Annotated in this window: 20 protein-coding genes; 16 read left to right on the forward strand and 4 right to left on the reverse strand. The window is 42.1% G+C overall.

Annotated features, from left to right (window positions below):
* Positions 1-9 precede the first annotated feature (9 nt).
* From SLU01_RS00810 to SLU01_RS00850, 9 genes are read left to right on the forward strand one after another with little or no spacing between them, the layout of a single operon-like run.
* On the forward strand, positions 10-786 hold the full coding sequence (locus SLU01_RS00810) for an enoyl-CoA hydratase/isomerase family protein (RefSeq protein WP_147054319.1): 777 nt from the start codon (positions 10-12) through the stop codon (positions 784-786).
* 13 nt (positions 787-799) lie between these two features.
* A complete protein-coding gene (locus tag SLU01_RS00815) occupies positions 800-1009 on the forward strand; it encodes a hypothetical protein (RefSeq protein ID WP_147054321.1) in 210 nt (69 codons plus the stop codon).
* Positions 1010-1033: 24 nt separating this feature from the next.
* Positions 1034-2512: a sodium:solute symporter family protein gene (locus tag SLU01_RS00820; protein ID WP_147054323.1), complete on the forward strand. Its 1479-nt coding sequence runs from the start codon at positions 1034-1036 to the stop codon at positions 2510-2512.
* Entirely contained in the window at positions 2509-2901 is a 393-nt protein-coding gene (locus tag SLU01_RS00825; RefSeq protein WP_147054326.1) for a MaoC/PaaZ C-terminal domain-containing protein, read from the forward strand. Before SLU01_RS00820 ends, SLU01_RS00825 begins: the two co-directional genes overlap by 4 nt.
* Positions 2879-3274, forward strand: a complete 396-nt coding sequence (locus tag SLU01_RS00830) for a hotdog family protein (RefSeq protein ID WP_147054328.1) — start codon at positions 2879-2881, stop codon at positions 3272-3274. Before SLU01_RS00825 ends, SLU01_RS00830 begins: the two co-directional genes overlap by 23 nt.
* Entirely contained in the window at positions 3267-3689 is a 423-nt protein-coding gene (locus SLU01_RS00835; protein ID WP_147054330.1) for an acyl-CoA thioesterase, read from the forward strand. Before SLU01_RS00830 ends, SLU01_RS00835 begins: the two co-directional genes overlap by 8 nt.
* Positions 3667-4446: an enoyl-CoA hydratase/isomerase family protein gene (locus SLU01_RS00840; protein ID WP_147054332.1), complete on the forward strand. Its 780-nt coding sequence runs from the start codon at positions 3667-3669 to the stop codon at positions 4444-4446. Before SLU01_RS00835 ends, SLU01_RS00840 begins: the two co-directional genes overlap by 23 nt.
* A 10-nt stretch (positions 4447-4456) precedes the next feature.
* On the forward strand, positions 4457-6049 hold the full coding sequence (locus SLU01_RS00845; protein WP_147054334.1) for a class I adenylate-forming enzyme family protein: 1593 nt from the start codon (positions 4457-4459) through the stop codon (positions 6047-6049).
* 59 nt (positions 6050-6108) lie between these two features.
* Positions 6109-7530, forward strand: coding sequence for an aldehyde dehydrogenase family protein (locus SLU01_RS00850; RefSeq protein ID WP_147054336.1), 1422 nt, complete (start codon positions 6109-6111; stop codon positions 7528-7530).
* Between the two features lie 393 nt (positions 7531-7923).
* Here the strand turns inward: SLU01_RS00850 and SLU01_RS00855 are convergent, their stop codons facing one another.
* Together SLU01_RS00855 and SLU01_RS00860 are read right to left on the reverse strand one after the other, a co-directional pair.
* Positions 7924-9204: an aminotransferase class V-fold PLP-dependent enzyme gene (locus SLU01_RS00855; RefSeq protein WP_170232539.1), complete on the reverse strand. Its 1281-nt coding sequence runs from the start codon at positions 9202-9204 to the stop codon at positions 7924-7926.
* A gap of 22 nt (positions 9205-9226) precedes the next feature.
* Positions 9227-10495, reverse strand: a complete 1269-nt coding sequence (locus SLU01_RS00860) for a dicarboxylate/amino acid:cation symporter (protein WP_170232540.1) — start codon at positions 10493-10495, stop codon at positions 9227-9229.
* A 129-nt stretch (positions 10496-10624) separates the two neighbouring features.
* Between SLU01_RS00860 and SLU01_RS00865 the strand changes: the two genes are divergently transcribed.
* Together SLU01_RS00865 and SLU01_RS00870 are read left to right on the forward strand one after the other, a co-directional pair.
* Positions 10625-11518 carry a LysR family transcriptional regulator gene (locus SLU01_RS00865; protein WP_147054342.1) on the forward strand — a complete coding sequence of 298 codons (894 nt, stop codon included), beginning with the start codon at positions 10625-10627 and terminating at the stop codon, positions 11516-11518.
* Between the two features lie 117 nt (positions 11519-11635).
* A complete protein-coding gene (locus SLU01_RS00870) occupies positions 11636-13492 on the forward strand; it encodes an SEC-C metal-binding domain-containing protein (RefSeq protein WP_147054344.1) in 1857 nt (618 codons plus the stop codon).
* Positions 13493-13732: 240 nt separating this feature from the next.
* On the opposite strand, the gene SLU01_RS00875 is transcribed toward SLU01_RS00870, so the two are convergent.
* Positions 13733-14533, reverse strand: a complete 801-nt coding sequence (locus SLU01_RS00875; RefSeq protein WP_147054346.1) for a helix-turn-helix domain-containing protein — start codon at positions 14531-14533, stop codon at positions 13733-13735.
* 291 nt (positions 14534-14824) lie between these two features.
* Here SLU01_RS00875 and SLU01_RS00880 point away from each other — a divergent pair, with 291 nt between their 5' ends.
* Together SLU01_RS00880 and SLU01_RS00885 are read left to right on the forward strand one after the other, a co-directional pair.
* The gene (locus SLU01_RS00880; RefSeq protein WP_246110827.1) at positions 14825-15334 is read left to right on the forward strand and encodes a sigma-70 family RNA polymerase sigma factor; all 510 of its coding nucleotides are present in this window, start codon (positions 14825-14827) and stop codon (positions 15332-15334) included.
* 464 nt (positions 15335-15798) lie between these two features.
* Positions 15799-16353, forward strand: coding sequence for a competence protein ComK (locus SLU01_RS00885; RefSeq protein ID WP_147054348.1), 555 nt, complete (start codon positions 15799-15801; stop codon positions 16351-16353).
* Between the two features lie 248 nt (positions 16354-16601).
* Here SLU01_RS00885 and SLU01_RS00890 read toward each other — a convergent pair whose 3' ends face one another.
* Entirely contained in the window at positions 16602-17477 is an 876-nt protein-coding gene (locus tag SLU01_RS00890; RefSeq protein ID WP_147054350.1) for a LysR family transcriptional regulator, read from the reverse strand.
* Between the two features lie 161 nt (positions 17478-17638).
* Here SLU01_RS00890 and SLU01_RS00895 point away from each other — a divergent pair, with 161 nt between their 5' ends.
* Genes SLU01_RS00895 through SLU01_RS00905 form a run of 3 tightly spaced genes read left to right on the forward strand, consistent with a single transcriptional unit; the run spans position 17639 to position 20996 of the window.
* Positions 17639-18520: an NAD(P)-dependent oxidoreductase gene (locus tag SLU01_RS00895; protein ID WP_147054352.1), complete on the forward strand. Its 882-nt coding sequence runs from the start codon at positions 17639-17641 to the stop codon at positions 18518-18520.
* Positions 18521-18535: 15 nt separating this feature from the next.
* On the forward strand, positions 18536-19999 hold the full coding sequence (locus SLU01_RS00900; protein WP_147054354.1) for an aldehyde dehydrogenase: 1464 nt from the start codon (positions 18536-18538) through the stop codon (positions 19997-19999).
* Between the two features lie 13 nt (positions 20000-20012).
* Positions 20013-20996: a tripartite tricarboxylate transporter substrate binding protein gene (locus tag SLU01_RS00905; RefSeq protein WP_170232541.1), complete on the forward strand. Its 984-nt coding sequence runs from the start codon at positions 20013-20015 to the stop codon at positions 20994-20996.
* The last annotated feature ends 31 nt before the right edge of the window (positions 20997-21027 follow it).

Genomic DNA, 21027 nt, shown 5'->3' on the forward strand with positions numbered 1-21027 from the left:
AGTGAGGACATGTATCAAAATCTTTCCACGGCTAATGTAGATGGTGTGGGAGTCATTGAGATTAGGAGACCCGAATATTTAAATGCGCTTAACACCCAATGCATTCAAGAGATGAAGCAAGCGCTACATGATTTTAGAGTGGATCCTGCCGTTAAAGTCGTGCTTTTTAAAGGAGCAGGGACCAAAGCGTTTATTGCAGGGGCGGACATTGAAGAGCTACGGGATTTAAATTCGATTGAAATGCTTGATTCAAATGGAATGCAGGATTTTTTTAATGAGATTGATCGTTTTGAAAAACCGACAATTGCTATGATTCATGGATTCGCACTTGGGGGAGGGTGTGAATTAGCACTTGCTTGTGATATCCGACTGGCTTCGAAGGAGGCGAAATTCGGATTGCCTGAATTGAACTTGGGAATCATTCCGGGTGCCGGCGGTACTCAGCGCTTATTACTCCATATCGGTTTGGGAAATGCACTCTATTATACAATGTCCGGCAAGATGATTGATGCGGATCGAGCCCTTCAAATCGGACTAGTGAGTGAAGTGATGGAAGCGGAAGCGCTTGAAGAAGAAGCTTTAGCACTCGCCAACAGAATGAAATCTAAAGGTCCGCTAGCTTTACGATTATCAAAAATGACAATTAAAGCCCAATCGCAAGCGGTTACACACAACGGATTGATCATTGAAAAACTTGCTCAATCAATTCTCTTTTCAACGGAAGACAAAGAGGAAGGAATGTCTGCTTTCATGGAAAAAAGGAAACCGGAGTTTAAATCCAAATAAGGGGGAAGCGTGGATGGGGAAAAACACGTTCTTTAGTATGTCGAAGTATAAGCTCGTCAGTATGATAATTATAATTATCGTATCAATCATCTCTTTAAGTTCCTATATGTACAGCACTGTTAACAATGGAACAACTTTAATGAACTGGTTTTTAGTGGGGGTTATGCTTCTTGTATTTGTGGTCATGGTGATTGAAAACATTATTACAAAAAATGATAAGTGACTGTTAAAGAAGGGGTGAGATGAAATGGTGATATCGGTTGTTGTTTTGGTATTGTATTTGGCATTATGTATAGGAATTGGGATTTATGCTAATCGAGCACAACGCGCGGGGACCGCACATGATTATTTGACTGGCGGAAGTAACGTAGGGTTCTTTGTAAACGGTGTTGCGATATTTGCAGCATTTGCAACTGGGGGAACAATGCTTGGAAATATGGGTCTTTCCTATGTAGGGGGATGGGGATATATTACTGCTTACAATGCAGGTGTAGCAGTTGGCTATCTCATTACTGCATTCTTTATCGCGAAAGTTTTTCGGAATATGAATGTTTCTACTGTTCCAGAATTTATTAGGGAACGATTTAACAATAAGACGTTGAACATCATTGTTCCTTTAATCCTCATTGGAACACTTACAGCTTATCTAGTGGCACAAATGAAAGTAGGAGGTCTCCTTGGAGAGCGCCTTTTCAATATTCCTTATACTTGGTCAGTAGTTTTGATTGGCGCAGTCTATATTTTCTATACGGCATATGGCGGTATGAAAGCAGTAACGTTAACAGACTTTTTGCAGGGGCTCATCATGATAGCTGTAGTTCTCGTGACTGGGGTTGTGGCGGTCACCAAAGGAGGCGGAGTTGGCAACCTTTATTCTCTAGCTCAGGAAATTTCGCCACAGTGGACGCAGACGACAGCTTATCCGCACATTGCTTATATCGGCGGCTTTCTTGTATGGGCTTCGGTTCTCGCGATTCTGCCTCACACAGTCATGCGGATCTTTTCTGCGAAGAATGAGCGTACTGGTCGTGCTTCCTTGACTCTTGGTGTTGGGATGTATATTATCACGTCAATTTTCACCTGTATCCTTGTAATTGCATTGACAATAATACTTAACAATGGAGCGGCATTGCCAGATAATGATGCAGCATTTCTATTGTTCCTAGACCAAGCAGTCCCTGATATTGTGAAAGCGATTGCTTATGCGGGAATTTTTGCAGCAGTAATGTCGTCAGTTAGTGCAATGCTACTAGCTCTAGGTGCTGCACTTGCATATGACTTGATTGGAACGTTGAAGCCTGACTTCTCTGAAGAAAAAAAGCGGAAACTTGTTCCTCTGTCTATAGTAGGATTTGGGATTCTAACACTCTTGCTCTCAATGAATCCACCGGAACTTTTGACATTGCTTTACTCAGCAGCTATGGGTCTGCTAGCTTCTTCACTGTTCTTCCCTGCAATTCTCGGAATCTGGTGGAAACGGATGAACAATGCCGGTGCGCTAGCGGGTACATTGGCAGGGGCTATCAGTTATCTTATTTTGCTTTGGGGCTTTGAAATGCCTCCACTTTCTGAAATTGCTGTGTCACTTCCGACATCGCTTCTGTTCTCAATTTTGTTTTCACTAATGACTGCTCCACCAACTAAGGAACAAATGAGAAGAATTACAATTGCACACGAAAGAGAATATACAGCTGAGGATGAGAAACAGGGAGCGGAGATAGGGTGAACATCACTAAGAAGATTCCAATCGTGGAGTCCCATCTATTGTTACCGCTTATGTGGGAAGGAGACTTGGAGCTTCATACCAATCGGGAGAAGATGAGTAAATCGAGGTTTAAGGATGCGATTCTTCATGGTGACACGGTGTTGAGTATAGCGATTCAACTTGTTCTTGAGGAGGGCCGAGGTTGGGTGGATATAAGCTCTTTTTCGGCCTCCTATAGAAAAAGTGTATCAGTCGGAGATGAACTATATGTTGTTTATCACCCACGAAATAGTGATTCCCATAGGAAACAAATTGATTTTGAAGCGATTAATCAGAGAGATGAATTGATTTTAAGTGGAAGCTTCTCTGTTACAGGGGGGTGGACAATTGAAAAGCTTTATCAAAGCTAAGCGATCTCTTGGGCGTACCGTCTTAAAAGAAGATTGTATTTTGTTTGCTGAATTAGTTGGTATCGATTTGGAAGGGAAAAATGCTGAAAAGGTTGATTCGAGATTAACCTTGATGATTGCAGTGGGCTTGTTGAACCGTACATTTAATCTTGAAGAAGATTTAGCAGCAGTGATCGGGCAAGATTGGTCTTTTCATAAACAAATGGAGATTGGACAAACGCTGTATGTGAAATACGGATTGTTTAGGAAGGAGAAAACAGAGAAGCCGATATATATCGTCGAAGTGTCATTACATACAGAAGATGGTGTTATTGGCGAGGGACATTGGACTTTATTACTAAATAGAGAAATTGAGGTGGATGTAAATGTTTGAGGGATTGATTGAACCACGTGTCTCGGAAACCGATGGTGTCGGTCATATTAACAATACATTCGTACCCGTATGGTTAGAAGCTGGCCGGAACGAATTATTTAAATTATTTACGCCGGATCATGATTTTAAGAACTGGCGAATGGTTATCGTAAAGACAACCATTGAATATAAAGACCAACTTTATTTTGGAGATTTCGCTCAGACCAGATGCTATATAAAAAGGATAGGAACTACAAGTCTTGTTCTTTATGAGGAGATTTGGCAAGGAAATCGAAAATGCGTAGAAGCTGAAACAATCTATGTTAACTATAATCAAAATGCAAAGAAAGCTGAACCAATTCCAGAATCTATCAGGATAGAATTGGAAAAGCATTATTGGGAGGAGAAAACTGATGTCAAAGAAGGTAGTGTTTGAAAAACATGGAGCCATCGCAAAAATTATACTTAACCGACCAGAATCTTTGAATGCATTAGACAACGATATGATTGCTGATATATTGCTATATCTTAAACAATCAAAACAGGATGACGAGATCCGCGTAGTATGCCTAAAAGGAATGGGTAAAGCATTCTGTGCGGGAGATGATCTTATAGATATGGGAACTGAAGAAAACCCAAATCCATCCAATAAGCTGACGGAGTATATGGATGGATACCCGGCGATTGTCAAAGCGATGAGAGCATTGGAAAAGCCAATAATTGCACAGGTTCATAAGTATGCTTTAGGTGCAGGGCTTGAAATTGCTCTTGCTTCCGATTTCATTATCGCTTCAAAAGAAACAAAGTTCGGTTTGCCATTTGTATTGCGTGGGCTTTCTTCAGGCACAGTTCTTCTGCAAGAACAACTGGGTTATCATTTAGCGGCTCGTTATTTATATACGGGTGATATGTTTTCAGCAGAAGATGCAAAAAGCTGGAATTTACTTTATAAGGTAACTGAACTTAATGAGTTGGAAGAGACAACTGCAGAACTGGCAGAAATTCTTGAAAAAAGCGCTACTCGGGCAATAGGATTGATGAAAACAGCTATGCATAAAAGTAGAAATATAGGGTTGGAAGAGGCTCTTCAAGTACAAGTATATTCTACTTTAGGATCTTTCCATACTGAAGATTACAAAGAAGGAGTACAATCGTTCATGGAAAAAAGGAAGTCAAACTTTGTAGGGAAGTGAGGAGATTATAATGAAAAATCAGCCCCTTTATGAATACCTAGTACATCACTCGATACAAAATCCTAAAAAGATTGCAATCAATTTTTATGGTTATGAAATTACATATGACAGACTGATAAAAGAAATAGATCAGATGGCCAATTATCTATATTCGCTATCAGTCAGAAAAGGAGAAACAGTGGCTGTATTTATGCAAAATTCACCACAATACGTTATTTCATACTTTGCTGTTCAGAAACTTGGGGCTACTGTTGGGCCATGCAATCCGATGTTTAAAGAAATGGAACTTGAATATCAACTTAGGGATCTTGAGGCCAAGGTGTTAATAACAACACCTGACCTTTATCCGGTATTTGAAAAAATTAAAGATGACACAGAGGTTAGTGAAGTGATTTTAGCAAACTACTCGGATTATCTAAATGAAAAAAGCGATCCGCAATTTCCTGAAATCATTTCTAATAAAACTTATCCAGAAACCCAGCAATGGAAAGATGTCATGAAGATGTCTATCCCCAAAATGGAAAGAACGGAAATTAATATGAAGGAAGATATTTCATTAGTGATTTATACATCGGGTACTACAGGATCACCTAAAGGAGCTCAGCTAACATTTAAAAATACGGAATTCAAGTCTTGGTGTGTGGCTGAGAACTTTAAGTTCAGTCAATCTGATGTTTTCGTATCAGTGATGCCACTATTCCATATTGCTGGAAAGCTAGTAGGAATGACTGCTGCTTTAATGGCTGGAGGAACAGTGGTTATCATGACAAGATTCAACTCAGAATCGATGTTGAGAATAATTGAAAAGTACAAAGCGAGTGTTCTTTACACAACGACTCCGATGAACACTCAAATGATGGAAACTACTCTATTTAAAAAAACCGACTTCAGTAGTTTGCGTTTGAATATTGTTACCAGCTTCGGGATTCAAATTTCAAAAGAGATTTCTGATCAATGGGAAACAGTTACCGGCATTCCGCTAATGGAATTCGCTTACGGAATGAGTGAGACACATACCGGGAATTCCTTAATGCCTCCGGAAGCTATCAAATATGGAACGGTAGGAAAACCGACATTCGAAACGGACATTAAGATAGTCAATCCTGAAAACTTGGACGAAGAATTATCAATTGGTGAACAGGGGTTAATTCTCCTGAAAAGTCCAAGTGTGTTCAAAGGCTATAGGGGAAAGGAAGAAGAAACGCAAAAAAGTTTCCATAATGGATATTTCAATACAGGAGATATCGGGAAGTTTGATAGCGATGGATATCTGTATTTCTTAGGTAGGGAGAAGGAAATGATTAAATGCTCCGGCTATAGCGTCTATCCTGAGGAAGTGGAGAAAATGCTCATTCAACATGAAGATATAAGCCAGGCTGCAGTCATTGGTGTTCCAGATCCTATTCGGGGAGAGTCTGTTAAAGCATTTATCGTCTGCTCAAACAGCAGTGATCTTACCAAGGAAGAAGTTATCCGATGGGCAAAAGAGAGAATGTCTGCTTATAAATATCCACGTGAAGTAGAGTTTTTAGATGAGTTGCCAAAGACAAGTTCAGGTAAAGTCTTAAGAAGAATGTTGAGGCAGGAGGAAAGTTGTACGTAACATTACAGTGATTGGATTCTGAATAGGATAGCTATCAGAAATGGAAAAGAGGTTTTTTCGTGCGACAGAAACTATATATTGACGGCGAGTGGGTCGATGGAGAAGACTTTATCGCTATTAACAAGCCGTATGGAATGGAGAAGTTTGCAGAAATAGCAAATGCTTCCCCGGAACAAGTGAAACGGGCAATCAATGCTGCAAAACAGGCACAAAAGACTATGAAAACAATGACTAATCTTGAGAGAGCTAGAATCCTCAATCAGATTTCAGTACGACTTCAAGAAAGAAAAATAGAAGCCGCTGAAGTAATTGCGATGGAATCAGGGAAACCGTTCAAACATGCCTTGGCTGAAATAGAGCGTACAATTGAAACATATCAATTCGGAGCTGAAGAGGCAAAAAGATTGATAGGTGAAATGATACCGATGGATGCAGCCCTAACCGGCAGGGGACGGGTGGGTTATACCATAAAAGAGCCAATAGGAACTATCGGCGCCATTACACCTTTTAACTTTCCACAAAACTTAGTTGCCCATAAAGTTGCCCCTGCAATCGCTGCGGGCAATTCGATTGTCCTAAAGCCTGCCACTCAGACAGCGCTGTCTGCATTGTTACTTGCGGAGATTATAAATCAGACAGATCTTCCGGCAGGTGCATTTAATGTGGTAACAGGCAATGGAACCCTAGTCGGAGATATATTAGTAAAAAGTGAAGAAGTTGACATGATTACTTTCACCGGAAGTACAGTGGTGGGTAAGTCAATTCTTAAAAATGCTGGATTGAAAAAAGTTTCTTTAGAACTAGGCTCTAACGCAGGAGTTATCATTACGGATGGTAATAATCTAGAAAGAATTGCAGAACGATGTGTGAGCGGTGCATTCTCCAATCAAGGACAGGTTTGCATTTCATTACAACGAATTTATGTCTTGGAATCACTGTATTCAGATTTTATACGTGTTTTCCACGAAAAGACCAGAGAGTTGATAATAGGTGATCCACTCTCTCCAGATACAGACGTATCTGCGATGATCACGCCGAAAGAACAGTCACGTGCATTGGAATGGATTGAAGAAGCACAGCAATATGGAGCAGAACTTGTTAGCGGGGGGATTATAGAGGAAGAAGTCCTTCAACCCACCATTCTTGTAAACGTTCCAAAGAAAGCAAGATTAAGTTGTCAGGAAATTTTTGCCCCAGTAGTTATGGTAAATAAAGTGTCTACACTTGAACAAGCGATTGAAGAGATTAACGATTCCATATATGGCCTACAGGCGGGGATTTTCACACAGAAAATAAGTGAGGCCTTCTATGCCCAAAGCCATTTAGAAGTAGGTGGGGTTATCATAAATGATATCCCGACATACAGGGTTGACCAGATGCCGTATGGAGGTGTCAAGGAAAGTGGAAATACGAAGGAAGGCATTAAATATTCAATAGATGAAATGACACAAAGCAAGCTAGTAGTATGGAATAACAGTTGATTCAAGAAATAAGTGCAGCAAGCTGTCATAGAAGAAAAGCTACCATGACGGCTTGCTTTTTATTGAAACTTCCGAATGACGTTGTATCGCTGTTTTACTGTTAACTCTCGCCAAATCGACATAGTAAAAATGACTAATGTACTTTCACCCTATGATTGTTGCTCATTATACCTCCTCCTCGAATTATAATTTGTGCCTCGCAACACAATCATTTCGGACAATAAAACCCATCAGCCGGCGTATCAAACAACATAAAAGTATCCTTGTAAGCACAATCGAAATGGAGTCGAGATGATTAATTGCATAAACTGCAAAAAGGGAGCCAATCATGTCTTTTCACGATTGGCTCCCTGTTAATGTCCTTGCATCTGTCTGCTTAGAAAGGAATAAAGTTTAGATTTTATCTTCGGCAATGAGTTGGGTTACTTCTAGAAATCGGTCAACGTCTTTAGCGGTGTGGCAATGGATTGGGGAGACGCGCACGATGGCATCAAGGTCGACTGCTTCTAGAATTCTTCTCGAATAGTGGCTGCTCGATTCTCTGGCAAATAACAGGATGTTATGGTTGCCGTATTTTTCAACTGCCTTCGCACATGAGATATTGTCGAAGGTTAGTGCCAATATGAGATCTTGGCTGATGCCGTTCGCTTCCTCAAAGTGAACTTTTACGTTTGGCATCTGTTTTGTTCCAGGTCTTCCGGCTGTCCCATTCAATAACCGATTGAGCAGCGCTTGTTCTTGCAAATGGATTCTATGCATCCCTTCGACAATCAATGTTCTTCTATCTGTACTAGATGTGTAGAAAGCTCCAATTTCACAAATGTAGTCTATGACTTTGGTGAATGCTGCGAAATTCGCAGGTGTCGGGCTGCCCACATTCCAATTATCCTTATCGGTTGCTAGCAATCGATGGTGGGGGAATGAAGCGACGCGATCAGATAGATATGCAAAGCCGACTCCGCGATTACCGAACATTTTATAAGGGGCGATATTGAGTGCATCTATTTTCCAGGCATCGACATCGATCACCCCGTGTGGTGCGCCTTGTACTGCATCAACGACGATATAAGCTGATGGATTTTTCTCTCGGATTGCTTTGGCATATTGCTCGATATTGTGCATTGCTCCTGTAATATTGGACGTCAATATAATAGAGACTAGTACTGTCTCATCATCTATCAACGCTAAAATATTTTCTAAAGGTATACTTCCGGATTCCGGATCTGCTTCAGCCACGCGAAGCTCGTGATTATATTGCTCCGACGCGAACTGACATGCATCATAGGAAGATGGATGCTCAATTGCTGTTGTGACGATATTGCCGTTTTGTTTAGCGGCTGCGATGGTAGTGACCATTTCGAACATTAATTTGGAGGCAGTCAATGCAGTCGCGATTGATCCGTCTTTTGCATTCAGAAATAATCGGATATCTTTCGTACCATCTTCTATGGCTTTCCGGATATCCAGTGCTATATCATGAGTCCGTTCTGGGCAATCAGGTAAGGATGACATTTTTGCCTGCGCTTCAACGGTTGATTTTAAACGGAGCGACCCACCTGCATTTTCGAAGAATAGACGTTCATTTCCATTCGGATTCTCATTCAAGTATAGAAACTGGGAGGTGATTTTCTTTTGTAATTCATGGTTGAAAAACTCTGCATTTCTTTCTGGCAATATGGACACAACCTTTCAATGATTAAAAGACTTCTTCTGTATCTGTTTTGGTTTCGAGTTTGTTGTTTTTCGCATTGAAGACTTCTTCATCTAAATCATCCGTTTTCTTTGCAACGATCGTGGTGCCGGTCAAGTCTCCTGCAATGTTAATTGTAGTATGTCCCATATCGATTATTGGCCAAATTGCGGCGAGTATCGGGATGATGAGTAATGGCATTCCCAATGCTTCCAATAGGACAATCGACATGACAATTCCTGCTCCGCGAACACCGGCTGCCCCTATCGATAGGACCAATCCTAGAAGAACAAATTGGAGAATCATCCCGAATGTAATATCGATTCCATATAGGTTCGCAGCGAATACCGAGATGACACCGATAGCAACAGCGAAACCATCCATATTTGCAGTAGCGCCGAATGGTATTGTGAAACCAGCAGTTCTTTCTGATATTCCCATGTTCTTTTTCGTTACTTGAAGTGACACGGGAATTGTTGCTGAACTTGTTGAAGTTGTAAAAGCGAACAACATTGAAGGATAGATATTCTTGTAAAACTGGATTGGATTTAATCCTGTCGTGATTTTTAATAGGATTGGATAGACTAAGAGCAGTATAAGCACTAATGCAATGTAGTCAGCGATGACAAATTTAACTACAGCTGAGAGCATGTCCGAACCGAACTTACCGACTAAATTAGCTAGTAGCGCAAGGATGCCATAAGGTGCAAGTTGAATAATGTAACTTGTCAATTTAAGCATGATGTTTGCGCCTTCATTTACAAACTTCGTGATTGAAGGGACTCTTTCTTCGCCAAGACTGAGCATTACGAGACCGATGATCACGGTGAAAAAGATAATTTGGATCATTTCCATATTCATTAACGATTCGAAGATGTTTTTTGGAACCCAGGACAGGAAGTGGTCTACAAAATTGAACTCGACCGTTTCGACTTTTTCCCCATGATCTAATATAGATTGAAGGCCTTTGCCGGGTTGAAGGATCAATGCTACAATCACTCCAAATGTAGTGGCGATGAAGCTAGTAATGACAAGATATCCTAGAAAGCCTCCGCCAACTTTTCCAACAGACTTGGCATCTTTCATTTTTAAAATGCCTGCGAGAATGGACGTAATGACTAACGGAATGATTAGCATTTGCAACAGTCGGATAAACAATTCTCCGAAGGGAGCAATGTATTTTACATTTTCACCTAAAATGAAACCAAGGATGATCCCCACGACACCCCCGATTGCAATTTGTGTATACAACGGTAATTTAAACCACCACTTCATATTCTTATCCCCCTTTTCTAAATACATTTGAAAGCCCTTTCATGTTTTTAGTGTAACAAGCAGTCTAAATATAGTAAAATTAAATTTAATAGAATTAAATATCAAAAGAATCGATATTTGGAGGGTATAATGAATCCAATTCAAGTTGAAACTTTTTTAACGATTGTACGATTAGGAGGTCTATCGAAGGCGGCAAACCACTTGTTTGTTTCGCAGTCAACCATCAGTCAACGATTGGAAAGTATAGAAAAAGAATATGAAGTTACGCTTTTGAACCGTGAAAAAGGTGTGAAAAGCGTTTCACTAACAAAGGAAGGAGAACGATTTTATCAAATTGCCATGAAATACGAGTCCCTTCTCGGAGAAGCTAAAAATATGAAAACGATAAGTAGTGAAACAACGATTACAATTGGGGCCGTAGACAGTGTTCATAATTATGTATTAAAGGACATTTACACATCGATCATTCATGAAATGCCAAATGTCCGGATGGCGATTCACACCCATCAATCCAATGAGATTTATGCATTAATTGTCCAAAGAGATTTGGATATCGGCTTTTCATTGCAAGAACGGATTTTGAGGAATATTCAAGTGGAGAAATTATTTGAAGAGCAAATGGTTTTAATCCAAAAGAAAAAGGACGGGGTGCCAAGCGGGAATGTGAAAAACGAGGATTTCAATCCCGCTCACCAGCTCTTTATCAATTGGGGGATCGAATATCAAATCTGGCACGAAAAGCACTGGGGCCCAACAAACAACACCCATATTCAAATTGACACACCAAAACTCCTGAAAGAGCTTTTACTGAAAGGAGATTACTGGGCAATCGTGCCAGTATCAATTGCTCGAGCACTACACACTGAAGGGTGGATAAATGTCCATCTCCTAGAAGACTCTCCCCCTTCCCGAACGTGCTACCATGTGGAACGCGAAGGCGTCAATCAATCGGTGCGCGAGCTAAGTGAATTCATCTTACAATCAAAGTCGCACATTGAGGAGATTGTGAGGCCTTGGTGGTAGACACCGTTTTTTTCTCCGCAACCAAGAATCCACTACGTTCATTTGGCAAGGATAAAGTTGAATTGTATAATAAAGACATGAATTGCCGGGAGCAAGTGTTGGAGAGGAGTGAAATGGATGGTTGGGAGAAATGATCCTTGTCCATGTGGTAGCGGGAAGAAGTATAAAAAATGCTGTGCTTTGAAGCAGGAGCAGTCGATTGACAGTATTGCTGAGAATGAAATTGATGGGTTGGTCGATGGGTACTTCAGATCCGTTTTCCAGACGCCAGATATGATAAGTGAATTTGAGAACTATAAACGGGTTTGGTCGAAGTCGCTTGCTGATGTAGAGAAGCCGGACAGTTGGGAAAACGTAGTGTTCGAAACGTATATCTTCCTGGAACGGGAAGATTTGTGGAATCGTTACTTGATGAAGATGCTGAACGGCCCGATACACACGCGTACACGAAAGATGTTGGGGGGGTGGCAGGAGCCGATATTGGTATTAGCGAGACTCACGGAGATTTCAGATGATCTTGTGTCAATGGAGCAGGTGCTGGAACACGGGACTTATGAATTTCGGATGAAGCCGGAAATGAATCTGCGTACAGGCGGCTACGTTTTTGGTTTTGCGTTGCCGGATGAACGTGTAGTTGAACGGGGAGTCGAATTCATAAGCGGATTTGACTACGTTTGGAGTGAAGACGGTCAGTTGACGGAAGAGGCAGAGGCGTTGGCGGAAGCGAGCGGTTTATCGGACAGCAGGGAGTTTTACCGCAAACATGCCGTTGATTTATACAAGATTGTCTTGAAATGGGCAAGCGTACCGGTTTCTGCAAGACTATCTCCGGAACAGCGGGAGGCGTGTGACCTTCTATTGAAGGAACTGGGCGCAATTGAAGCTGATACAATGACATTGGAGTTCGCAGAGGGAATCTATGTAAGCTATTATGTCGCAAAAGCGCCGAATGTCCGAAAACATGAAGGCGTGGCGGCGGCTGTCTTTTTATTGCTCAATGAAATGCTAATGCTGGACGACGTTTATTTCACACAGGCGGACATCGCCAAAATGTTCGGAGTCTCCGTCTCTTCAATGAAGAAACACATGAATCCTTTATATGAGCTGTTGGATGAAATAGAACAGACATCAGGACAAGCCACACCTGCTTTTGCTTATTACGTCGGCACATTGCCGCGCGTGACGGAAAGAGCGAACTGGGAAATGTACTGCATGGCAGAGCGGCAGGCGTTTGAGACATTGGAAGAGGCGCAACAGTTTTTCGGTGCCCATATGAATGAGCCTTTCATTCCGCAAACGGCGCAAGAGAAGGCGCAGGCACTTTGCTATGATGCATATGAAAAAGTTGGCGAACATGTGAAGGTCCGTGAATTGGCTCGAAAGGCACAGGCGCTTGACCCCGGCAACGTCGATGCCACGCTATTGCTTGCACATACCGAGGAGTCGTTTGCCAAAGCGGAGCGTCATATGAAGAAGGCTATCCAGTTAGGCGAAACGACATTTGATCCGACGGTCGACAATACGTGGTTTCTTGTGACAAACCGGCCCTACTTGCGTGCGCTGTTGACATACGGCGTCGAGTTGTATGAAGAAGGAATCTATGAAGAGGCCTCGGAATACTTCGGGAAACTTCTTGAAATTAATCCGGATGACAATCAAGGCGTCTGTAATATAGCGATTGCGAATTACTTGAAATCCGGTGAATTGAGTAGAGCGAAGAAGCTATTGGATGCCTATGATCCGGTGGAAGAAAGCGATCCTGTACATTCCTTTTTGCTGTGGCGTTATGAATATATGAAAGCCAATGAGGCTTGGACGCCGAAAGTTGAAAAGCTCTATCAAGACGCATTGGGTAAAAATCCTTACGTCGAAACATTGCAGCAAGAGGACCTGCCCAAACTCGGATACCCACGCAGTTTGGATGTCGAACCGGGGAGTATAGACGAAGCGATGTATATTTGGTCGCTTATTTAATTGGCGAAGCTGGCTAGGGCACTCACGGAATTACCGGGGGTGCCTTTTGACTGTCGTATCACAATGAAACTGGTTCGCAACACAAGAAAGCAGACCTGCAAGACAATCAAACTAGCCCGCAACGCAATGAAACGCCTGCAACACAATTAAACTGGTTCACATCGTAATGAACCTACCCCGCAAAGCAATAAACGCTGCATGCAACACAACGAAACCAGCCCGCATCGAAATATAACAGAATCATCTAGGGCAATAAAACCCCTCAATGGGCGCATCAAACAACATAAAAATATCCTTGAAATACGTCTCGTCCACCAACTTATCCAACACACCTTTAAAATACCCCGGCAAGTTGCGGATCACCTTCTTTTTAGTCGCCATCACAGTGATCGTCAATGCACGAAAAGCAAGGTCCTCGAAAACTTGTCCATCATTTTTATAAATATCATATTTCAACATGCGCCCAGAAATGGCCCTGTGAATACCGAAGAATTCACGGGCTAATTTTGTGTCACCAATTGTTCCGGCAAGTAGATTTTTCATTCGACTGAACAGACTTGTGGATAACTTTGACTGGTCCGCAGGAGACGTGTAGTTAAGATCTTTAGCTTTTAAAAGAGATTTAGAAAGTAGAGCTTCGTCTTTGGAATTTTGTTCGTTTTCCTCGTTGTCATGCGGTTTCTGGTCATCGTCCCGGTTGTTCATTTTCCCATGGTCATTGAAGGGTAAAATAATGTAAATGTTAGCGCCGAGTCCGCTCATGACTGGACGGATGTAGTGTTTCTTTTCGATGATTTCGAGTTTGACGAGTTTCCGGATGGCGCGTCGAACTGTGATGTTTGATTTCCCAGTGGCTTCTTCGATCGTTCCGTGCTTCAAATGTGCCGCACCGTATTTCACGGAATAGCGGCGGATGATGTCGAGTACTTGGCGATCCGATTTTGTCAGCTCGTCCCAGTGGCGTTTAGCGTGCATTTCGGCTGCTTCATCCATTTCTGCGATTGTGTTGAATTTTGAGTAGTTCTTTAGGTAGTGTGTCATTTTTAATTCCCCCTTTACCCTCTATATAGATAGGAGAGGTCAAAAGGGATACTGGAGAATAAAAATAATTTTAGGAATGAGTAAAGACCACCCTTCCGAGAGATTTGCGGGAATGGGTGGTTATTTACGTGGAAAAAAATAAGGCCAATTTTGTAGTTTTAAACTGTTTATTGGAGAAAAAGGCGGTTTTTTTCCTGAAAGTAGTGGAATCCCCAGGGAGAATGAATTTTCTCGTTCGGTGAACAATTCAATGAATCGGTACGATGAAATCACCCGGGAATACAAGGAATCATGCATGATCAGAAAGAGTTCACCATGCAGGAATTTGAACATGTTTTAGCGCAATATGAACCGATGATTTCACACATTATCCGAAAGTTGAATATTTACCGTGACCATGTACAGTACAGGCAAGTCGGCAGGATTGCGTTATGGCAAGCTTGGGAACGGTTTGATACGGAGAAGGGGGACTTCACGCCATTTGCATACCGGAGTATTCAAGGTGCAATGCTGGACGAATTGAAGCGTGAAACCCGTTTCGAAGAACGTTTTATGCCTGTGATTGATGATGTAATCATTGATCGTTTAGGAGCGGAGGAAAAGCGGGAACATGATGGGCTCCTTGAAGTGATTGGACAACTGGAGCCACGCGAGAAAGCGTTTATCCAATGGTCTTTTGTCGAACAATGCAGCTTGGCAGAGTGCGCAGAACGAGCGGGCATCTCAGTTGCAGGAGTAAAGAAGAGAAGGGAGAGGATGATGAAGAGGCTGAGGGAGATGATGAAAGTAGCAGTGCCGTAACCGTTTGTGGAAAGAAGTGGACTACAGTCGATGTAGTTCACTTTTTTTTCATTTGTAAAAGTTGTCCCTCATAGCCGGTGTCGACAGAAAATGAGGGTTTTCTTTGAAAATCAACATAAAAAACGACCAGATTGCTGTACTTTGTGGACTATTAATAAATTTCATTATATACTAAATATGGTGTTAAGAGGGAAGATTTTACTATGTCTGATGCTAGGGGAATAAGACTAGAGAACCTCCATCCACTAAATGAAAGCGCCTACAATTATGCAGTATAAGGGATGAATCGTTGGCCTTGAAGGAGGTGAGTGAAGTGTGATTCGATTATTATATGGAAATCCCCAGGTGCGACACGTCCGGCAAGACATACACCTGAGGAACCGCGTTGGAGTAAACCAACCTATCGTTAGTATACTCCTTCTTACGATAAATCGTAAACTATTAATAACGAGGGGGAGTTTGGGATGAGGACGGATTACTCAATTTTCATGAAACGAAACACGTTGGCTTATGTTAGCGAGTATAACGAAGTGGGGAAGCTGGTGACAGACATCTGCACGACAAATGGCGTATACCGGGTCGATATGGAACCAATCAAACTGATTGATAAAGTATTGAAGACTTACGGGTCCAGCTATATAGGGGCGAAAGAAAGTTCAAAATTCCACTTAGGTGATATTGACATGGCGCCTTTAGTAATCGGCGGTGCTGAAGGCGTGTACTTATTTCCAAGTGAATCACCGGCAAGCCATAAGTGCGTATGGTTTGCACTGCATCACGTAGCGCATTATAAGGAAATTGATAAGAAAAATACGGCGGTGTATCTAACCAATGGTCTCGTGTTGACAGTGGGTGTGAGCAAGTCCTCCTTTGAGAGGAGATTGTCTAGCGCAACTCGGTTAAGGGTTAAAATGGAAGGGCAGCACCTAGGTTATCGATCCTATGACATAGAAGTGGACTATCAAATGGTGCGTGAATTGAAAGGCTACACGTACAGAACGAAAAGGCAAAATGAATAGAGAGTATGTTATGGCAGCAAGGGATTGGAAAGGAATCGGGAAATGAATAAGCATTCCACCTGGCTAACCTATTCTCCTGTGAGTTGGCTTCATTCATGGTTGGAATGTTTTAAGTAATTCCGGTATGTGTGAACTGAGAAAAATGAAAACCGTGTACGTCCAGAGTTATGGATGTGCACGGTTTTCATTTTGATGATTGCCGATAATTTAAAAATGAAGAAATGGGCTGACTTTCATAAACGCCAAACCTATTTAAAGAGTTGAAACATATCTTCCTCATCTATGAAATCCATAAATGCCTTTACAGTATAGTACTTATCGGATTCTTTCGAGCCATATAACCATGTCTCCCGTTGTAATGGCTCACCCAAGTGGTTTGTCATCGGCTTTCGCCAAAGATGTTTTTCCTTGGATAGTCCCAACTCAGTCAAAATCGCATAGCCGAGTCCTGCCCGGACGATTTCGAGGCAAACGTCCCCGTTATCGACTTCCATTGTAATATAAGGAGGCTTTTGAAAGCTTTTCGACCACCATACATCAATCATCGATTTCAAGGATTGATTCGTCTTATAATTGATGCGAGGAAGCAGTGGCAAGTTTTCAATTTCCACTTCTTCCTTATTGACGAGGTAAATCGTCTCTTTTGTAAGGAATTTCTTGAAATGCAACCATTCCAAATCTTCACGCAAAAAAGCAACATGAATCTTTTCGTTTATTAACAGGTCAGTCAAGTATGGACTGAAGCCAGTTAATACATGGGGCTCCACTTCGGGATATTTCTTTAGGAATTTCGACAATAGATCCGGTAATACGTATTGCGCCACCGCATTTGAAGCTCCTATGTAAATCTTTCCCTTTATGCGTGATGACATTGAAAGCACTTCTTCTCTTGCGTTTTGAAGCTCTTTTATCATCCGTTCAGCATAGCGGATAACATATTCACCTTGATGATTCGGTTTAATCCCCTTATTTCCTCGAATGAATAACTTCGCTCCAAATTCATTTTCAATTTTATTAACGCGGTACGTTAACGCAGGCTGGGTAATGAACAATTCCTCTGACACTTGGGATATATTTTTCCCTTCACCAATCTTCGTAAGTAAAATCCAATCTCTTTCTTCCAATAAGAATACCTCCTATATAAAAAATATTTATACAGTTGCATAAATATCGCTTAATTTAAATTATATCTCAACAAGACTATAATGGTAAAGTAACTAATCTGAATATTGGGTTGAGCAGTCGGTATCTACTATCGACGTAAATTTGTTTGGAGGTTCTGCGTATGGAAAGAAAAGTTGGAGTCATCGGCCTTGGTAACATGGGGAGCGCAATAGCAGAAAAGCTGGCGGCCCATTTTCAAGTTGTCGGTTTTGATATTGATGAAGCAAAACGGGAAGCGATGAGAGAATTTGGCGTAATGACAGAATCGTCAATTGAAGCAGTCGTCTCACAAACTGAAGTTGTCTTGTTGTCTATGCCGAAAGCATCGATTTCAAAAGGTATTGTGCAGCAAATCAGCCCTTTGATGGCAAAGGGGGCGATTATCATTGAAACTAGTACAATCCTTCCATCCGAAGTATTGGAGATGCAGGTAATAAGCATGACACACGGTGTTCGGCTTATTGATGCGGCGATTTTGGGTGGCGTCGGTCATATGAGAAGTCAGACAGCTACTTTGCTTGTAGGGGATTCAGACAATTCAGCCGCGAGCGTGATGCATGTTTTGGAAGCGATTTCAACGGAAGTCCAAATAATGGGCAGAATTGGTGCAGGCATGTCCGCAAAGATCATAAACAACGGGGTTGCCCATGCGGTAATGAGTGTAATTGTTGAATCTTCTGCATTAGCAGTGAAACTCGGAATCGAGCCGCAGAAAGTATATGAACTGCTTCGTGGAGAAACGGCATTGTTGAGACCACTGACACATCGTTACCATGAACGTATCCAAAACGGTGAGTATGCGGGCGGCATGTCGACAATAAACGCTCGAAAGGATTCAACATTGTTTTTACAGCTCGCTCAAGAGAAGGGTATCCCGTTATTTTCAGTGCAGGCGGCACATTCCGTATATGAGATGGCGATGCAAGAAGGTTTTGGAAATGAAGACTATGCCGCAATTGCGAAGCTTTGGGAACGTTGGTCAGGAATCGACTTTACAGAATAAAAGGAGGCTAACAAAATGGAACATTATAAAATGCTCATTAATGGTGAGTGGAGAGCGTCAGCTGAAGAAACTTTACCGGTTATTAATCCGTACGACAAGCAGCAATGGGGTACGATTCCTCAAGCATCCAAAGAAGATGTGGAGCTTGCAATAACGGCAGCTCAGACAGCATTTCATACGACTTGGAAAACAATGAATGGATTTAAACGTGCCAATTGCATGATGAAATTAGCAGATTTAATAGAAGAAAATGCTGAGAAATTGGCTGTACATGAGACAAAAGATAATGGTAAAGTCATTCGTGAGACAAAAAAGCAAGTTCCATTCACAGCTAGGGCGCTCCGATTTTTTGCAGGATACGCAGATAAAATATATGGGGAAACAATTCCCTTGGATAATATGAATCTATTCGATTATACGATGCGTGAGCCTGTAGGCGTTGCAGTATTGATCACTGCATGGAATTCCCCAATGCAATTGCTAATGAATAAACTAGCCCCGGCGCTTGCTGCAGGAAACTGTGTTATTGTGAAACCTTCCGAGCACGCTTCAGTTTCCACATTGTTGTTCGGAGAATTAGTCGAAAAAGCGGGATTCCCCCCTGGCGTCATCAATATCGTCACTGGTGATGGAAAAGTGGGAGAGATGTTGACAAGCTCAGAACGGGTGAACAAGATTAGCTTCACAGGCGGCACATACGCAGGCAGGTTAATAAGCAAAAGCGCTGCTGATCATTTCACACCATTGACTCTTGAACTTGGCGGCAAATCGCCGAATATCATTTTTGAAGATGCAGACTTGAAGAAAGCGGTTCCAGGAGCGATGGCCGGTATATTCGCTTCGAGTGGCCAAACATGTATTGCCGGCTCTCGCTTGTTAGTACATGAATCGATTTATGACGAAGTTGCAATGCGTCTTGGGGAACGGGTCGGTCGAATCAAACTCGGAGACCCGATGGATGAAGCGACTGAAATGGGGCCTGTCGCAAATGAAAACCAATACATGGCAATTTCAAAGATGATTGAAAACGTTGAAGCGGAAGGTGCTAGAGTGCTGATCGGCAGAGAAGGCGGATTGCCGGAAGAAGGTTATTTCATACGCCCGATGATCCTCGTTAATGTTGACAACTCAATGACGATTGCGCGAGAGGAAGTTTTCGGACCTGTACTTAGCATTATCCCGTTCAAAGATGAGGAAGATGCCATCCGTATAGCGAACGATTCGAAATATGGACTCGCCTCAGGGATCTGGACTTCAGACCTATCACGTGCCCATAGGGTGGCAAGGCAGCTTGAAGCAGGCACGGTTTGGGTGAACACCTATCGGACAAGTGCTGTCCAGGCTCCTTTTGGTGGAGTAAAGCAAAGTGGCTATGGCAGGGAACGCGGTTGGCATTCAATGCTCGATTACACACGCGTTAAAAATGTCATGATCGATTTATCAAACGACGTGCAAGATCCATTTTCAATTAATGTATAAGGGGGAGAAGTTCATGAAAAAAAGTTTAGTAATGGCAGTTATATTGGTGTTGTCTATGGCATTGGCAGCGTGCGGGAAAGAATCCAACTCTGCAGGTAAGCCGGATGCCGATTTTCCGAAAAAACCGATCACGCTGATCGTACCTTGGTCTGCAGGCGGTGGTACAGATACTGGGGCGCGTCTCTTACAACCTTATTTAGAAGATGAGCTTGGCGTAACAGTTAACGTTGTCAACAAAACAGGAGGAGGTGGCTGGGTTGGCTGGAACGAATTGGCGAATGCAAAGCCGGATGGCTATACAATCGGTCTTGCCAATTCACCGCATATCATTACAGGGTATATGAATCCCGCGTTGAAACGCGATAAGAACCTCGATGATTTTATCGGCTTAGGTATGCATGTAATCGATCCTGACATTCTTGCAATTCGCAAGGATGAAAAGCGTTTCTCGACAACCGAGGAGCTTGTTGAATATGCAAAAGATCATAAGTTAACAGTAACAGCTACTGGCGAAGGAACAGATGAGCATTTAGTCATTTTAAGCTTCAATAAAAAATATGGTACACAATTCGAAGCGGTTCATTTTGATGGTGCAGCAGAAAGCCGGGCAGCGGTACTAGGCGGACATGTAGATATACTTATTGCGAATGCAGGTGAAGTTCTTAGTTTGTACAAAGATAAGGAAATCAAAGTGCTAGGGGTTGCTTCCTCGAAACGTTCACAATTCATGGAAGACGTACCGACTTTTGAAGAAAGTGGTTTTGAAATTTATCAGGAATCATCGCGAGGGTTGATTGCCCCAAAAGGACTGGATTCAGAAGTACTTGCGAAACTTCAGGAAGCACTCGAAAAAGCCGTCAATAATGAAGAACACATTCAAAAAATGGCTGATCTTGGATATGGTGTAAACTATGAAAACGGTGATGATTACATGACTGTCTTGAAAAAGGATGAAGAAGCAGTTATTGATCTGAAAGGTTTGTTAGGCTGGGAATAATACATTTCAATAAGAGATCAACTTCAGGTTG

The organism is Sporosarcina luteola, assembly GCF_007991495.1.
Taxonomy (GTDB): Bacteria; Bacillota; Bacilli; order Bacillales_A; family Planococcaceae; genus Sporosarcina; species Sporosarcina luteola.

What these genes read in the sequence shown, in the direction of transcription:
- SLU01_RS00875 (WP_147054346.1), bottom strand. Translation starts at nt 14,533, where the DNA reads ATGACACACTACCTAAAGAACTACTCAAAATTCAACACAATCGCAGAA.
- SLU01_RS00810 (WP_147054319.1), top strand. Translation starts at nt 10, where the DNA reads ATGTATCAAAATCTTTCCACGGCTAATGTAGATGGTGTGGGAGTCATT.
- SLU01_RS00865 (WP_147054342.1), top strand. Translation starts at nt 10,625, where the DNA reads ATGAATCCAATTCAAGTTGAAACTTTTTTAACGATTGTACGATTAGGA.
- SLU01_RS00885 (WP_147054348.1), top strand. Translation starts at nt 15,799, where the DNA reads ATGAGGACGGATTACTCAATTTTCATGAAACGAAACACGTTGGCTTAT.
- SLU01_RS00900 (WP_147054354.1), top strand. Translation starts at nt 18,536, where the DNA reads ATGGAACATTATAAAATGCTCATTAATGGTGAGTGGAGAGCGTCAGCT.
- SLU01_RS00835 (WP_147054330.1), top strand. Translation starts at nt 3,267, where the DNA reads ATGTTTGAGGGATTGATTGAACCACGTGTCTCGGAAACCGATGGTGTC.
- SLU01_RS00880 (WP_246110827.1), top strand. Translation starts at nt 14,825, where the DNA reads ATGCATGATCAGAAAGAGTTCACCATGCAGGAATTTGAACATGTTTTA.
- SLU01_RS00840 (WP_147054332.1), top strand. Translation starts at nt 3,667, where the DNA reads ATGTCAAAGAAGGTAGTGTTTGAAAAACATGGAGCCATCGCAAAAATT.
- SLU01_RS00815 (WP_147054321.1), top strand. Translation starts at nt 800, where the DNA reads ATGGGGAAAAACACGTTCTTTAGTATGTCGAAGTATAAGCTCGTCAGT.
- SLU01_RS00895 (WP_147054352.1), top strand. Translation starts at nt 17,639, where the DNA reads ATGGAAAGAAAAGTTGGAGTCATCGGCCTTGGTAACATGGGGAGCGCA.
- SLU01_RS00845 (WP_147054334.1), top strand. Translation starts at nt 4,457, where the DNA reads ATGAAAAATCAGCCCCTTTATGAATACCTAGTACATCACTCGATACAA.
- SLU01_RS00860 (WP_170232540.1), bottom strand. Translation starts at nt 10,495, where the DNA reads ATGAAGTGGTGGTTTAAATTACCGTTGTATACACAAATTGCAATCGGG.
- SLU01_RS00820 (WP_147054323.1), top strand. Translation starts at nt 1,034, where the DNA reads ATGGTGATATCGGTTGTTGTTTTGGTATTGTATTTGGCATTATGTATA.
- SLU01_RS00870 (WP_147054344.1), top strand. Translation starts at nt 11,636, where the DNA reads ATGGTTGGGAGAAATGATCCTTGTCCATGTGGTAGCGGGAAGAAGTAT.
- SLU01_RS00905 (WP_170232541.1), top strand. Translation starts at nt 20,013, where the DNA reads ATGAAAAAAAGTTTAGTAATGGCAGTTATATTGGTGTTGTCTATGGCA.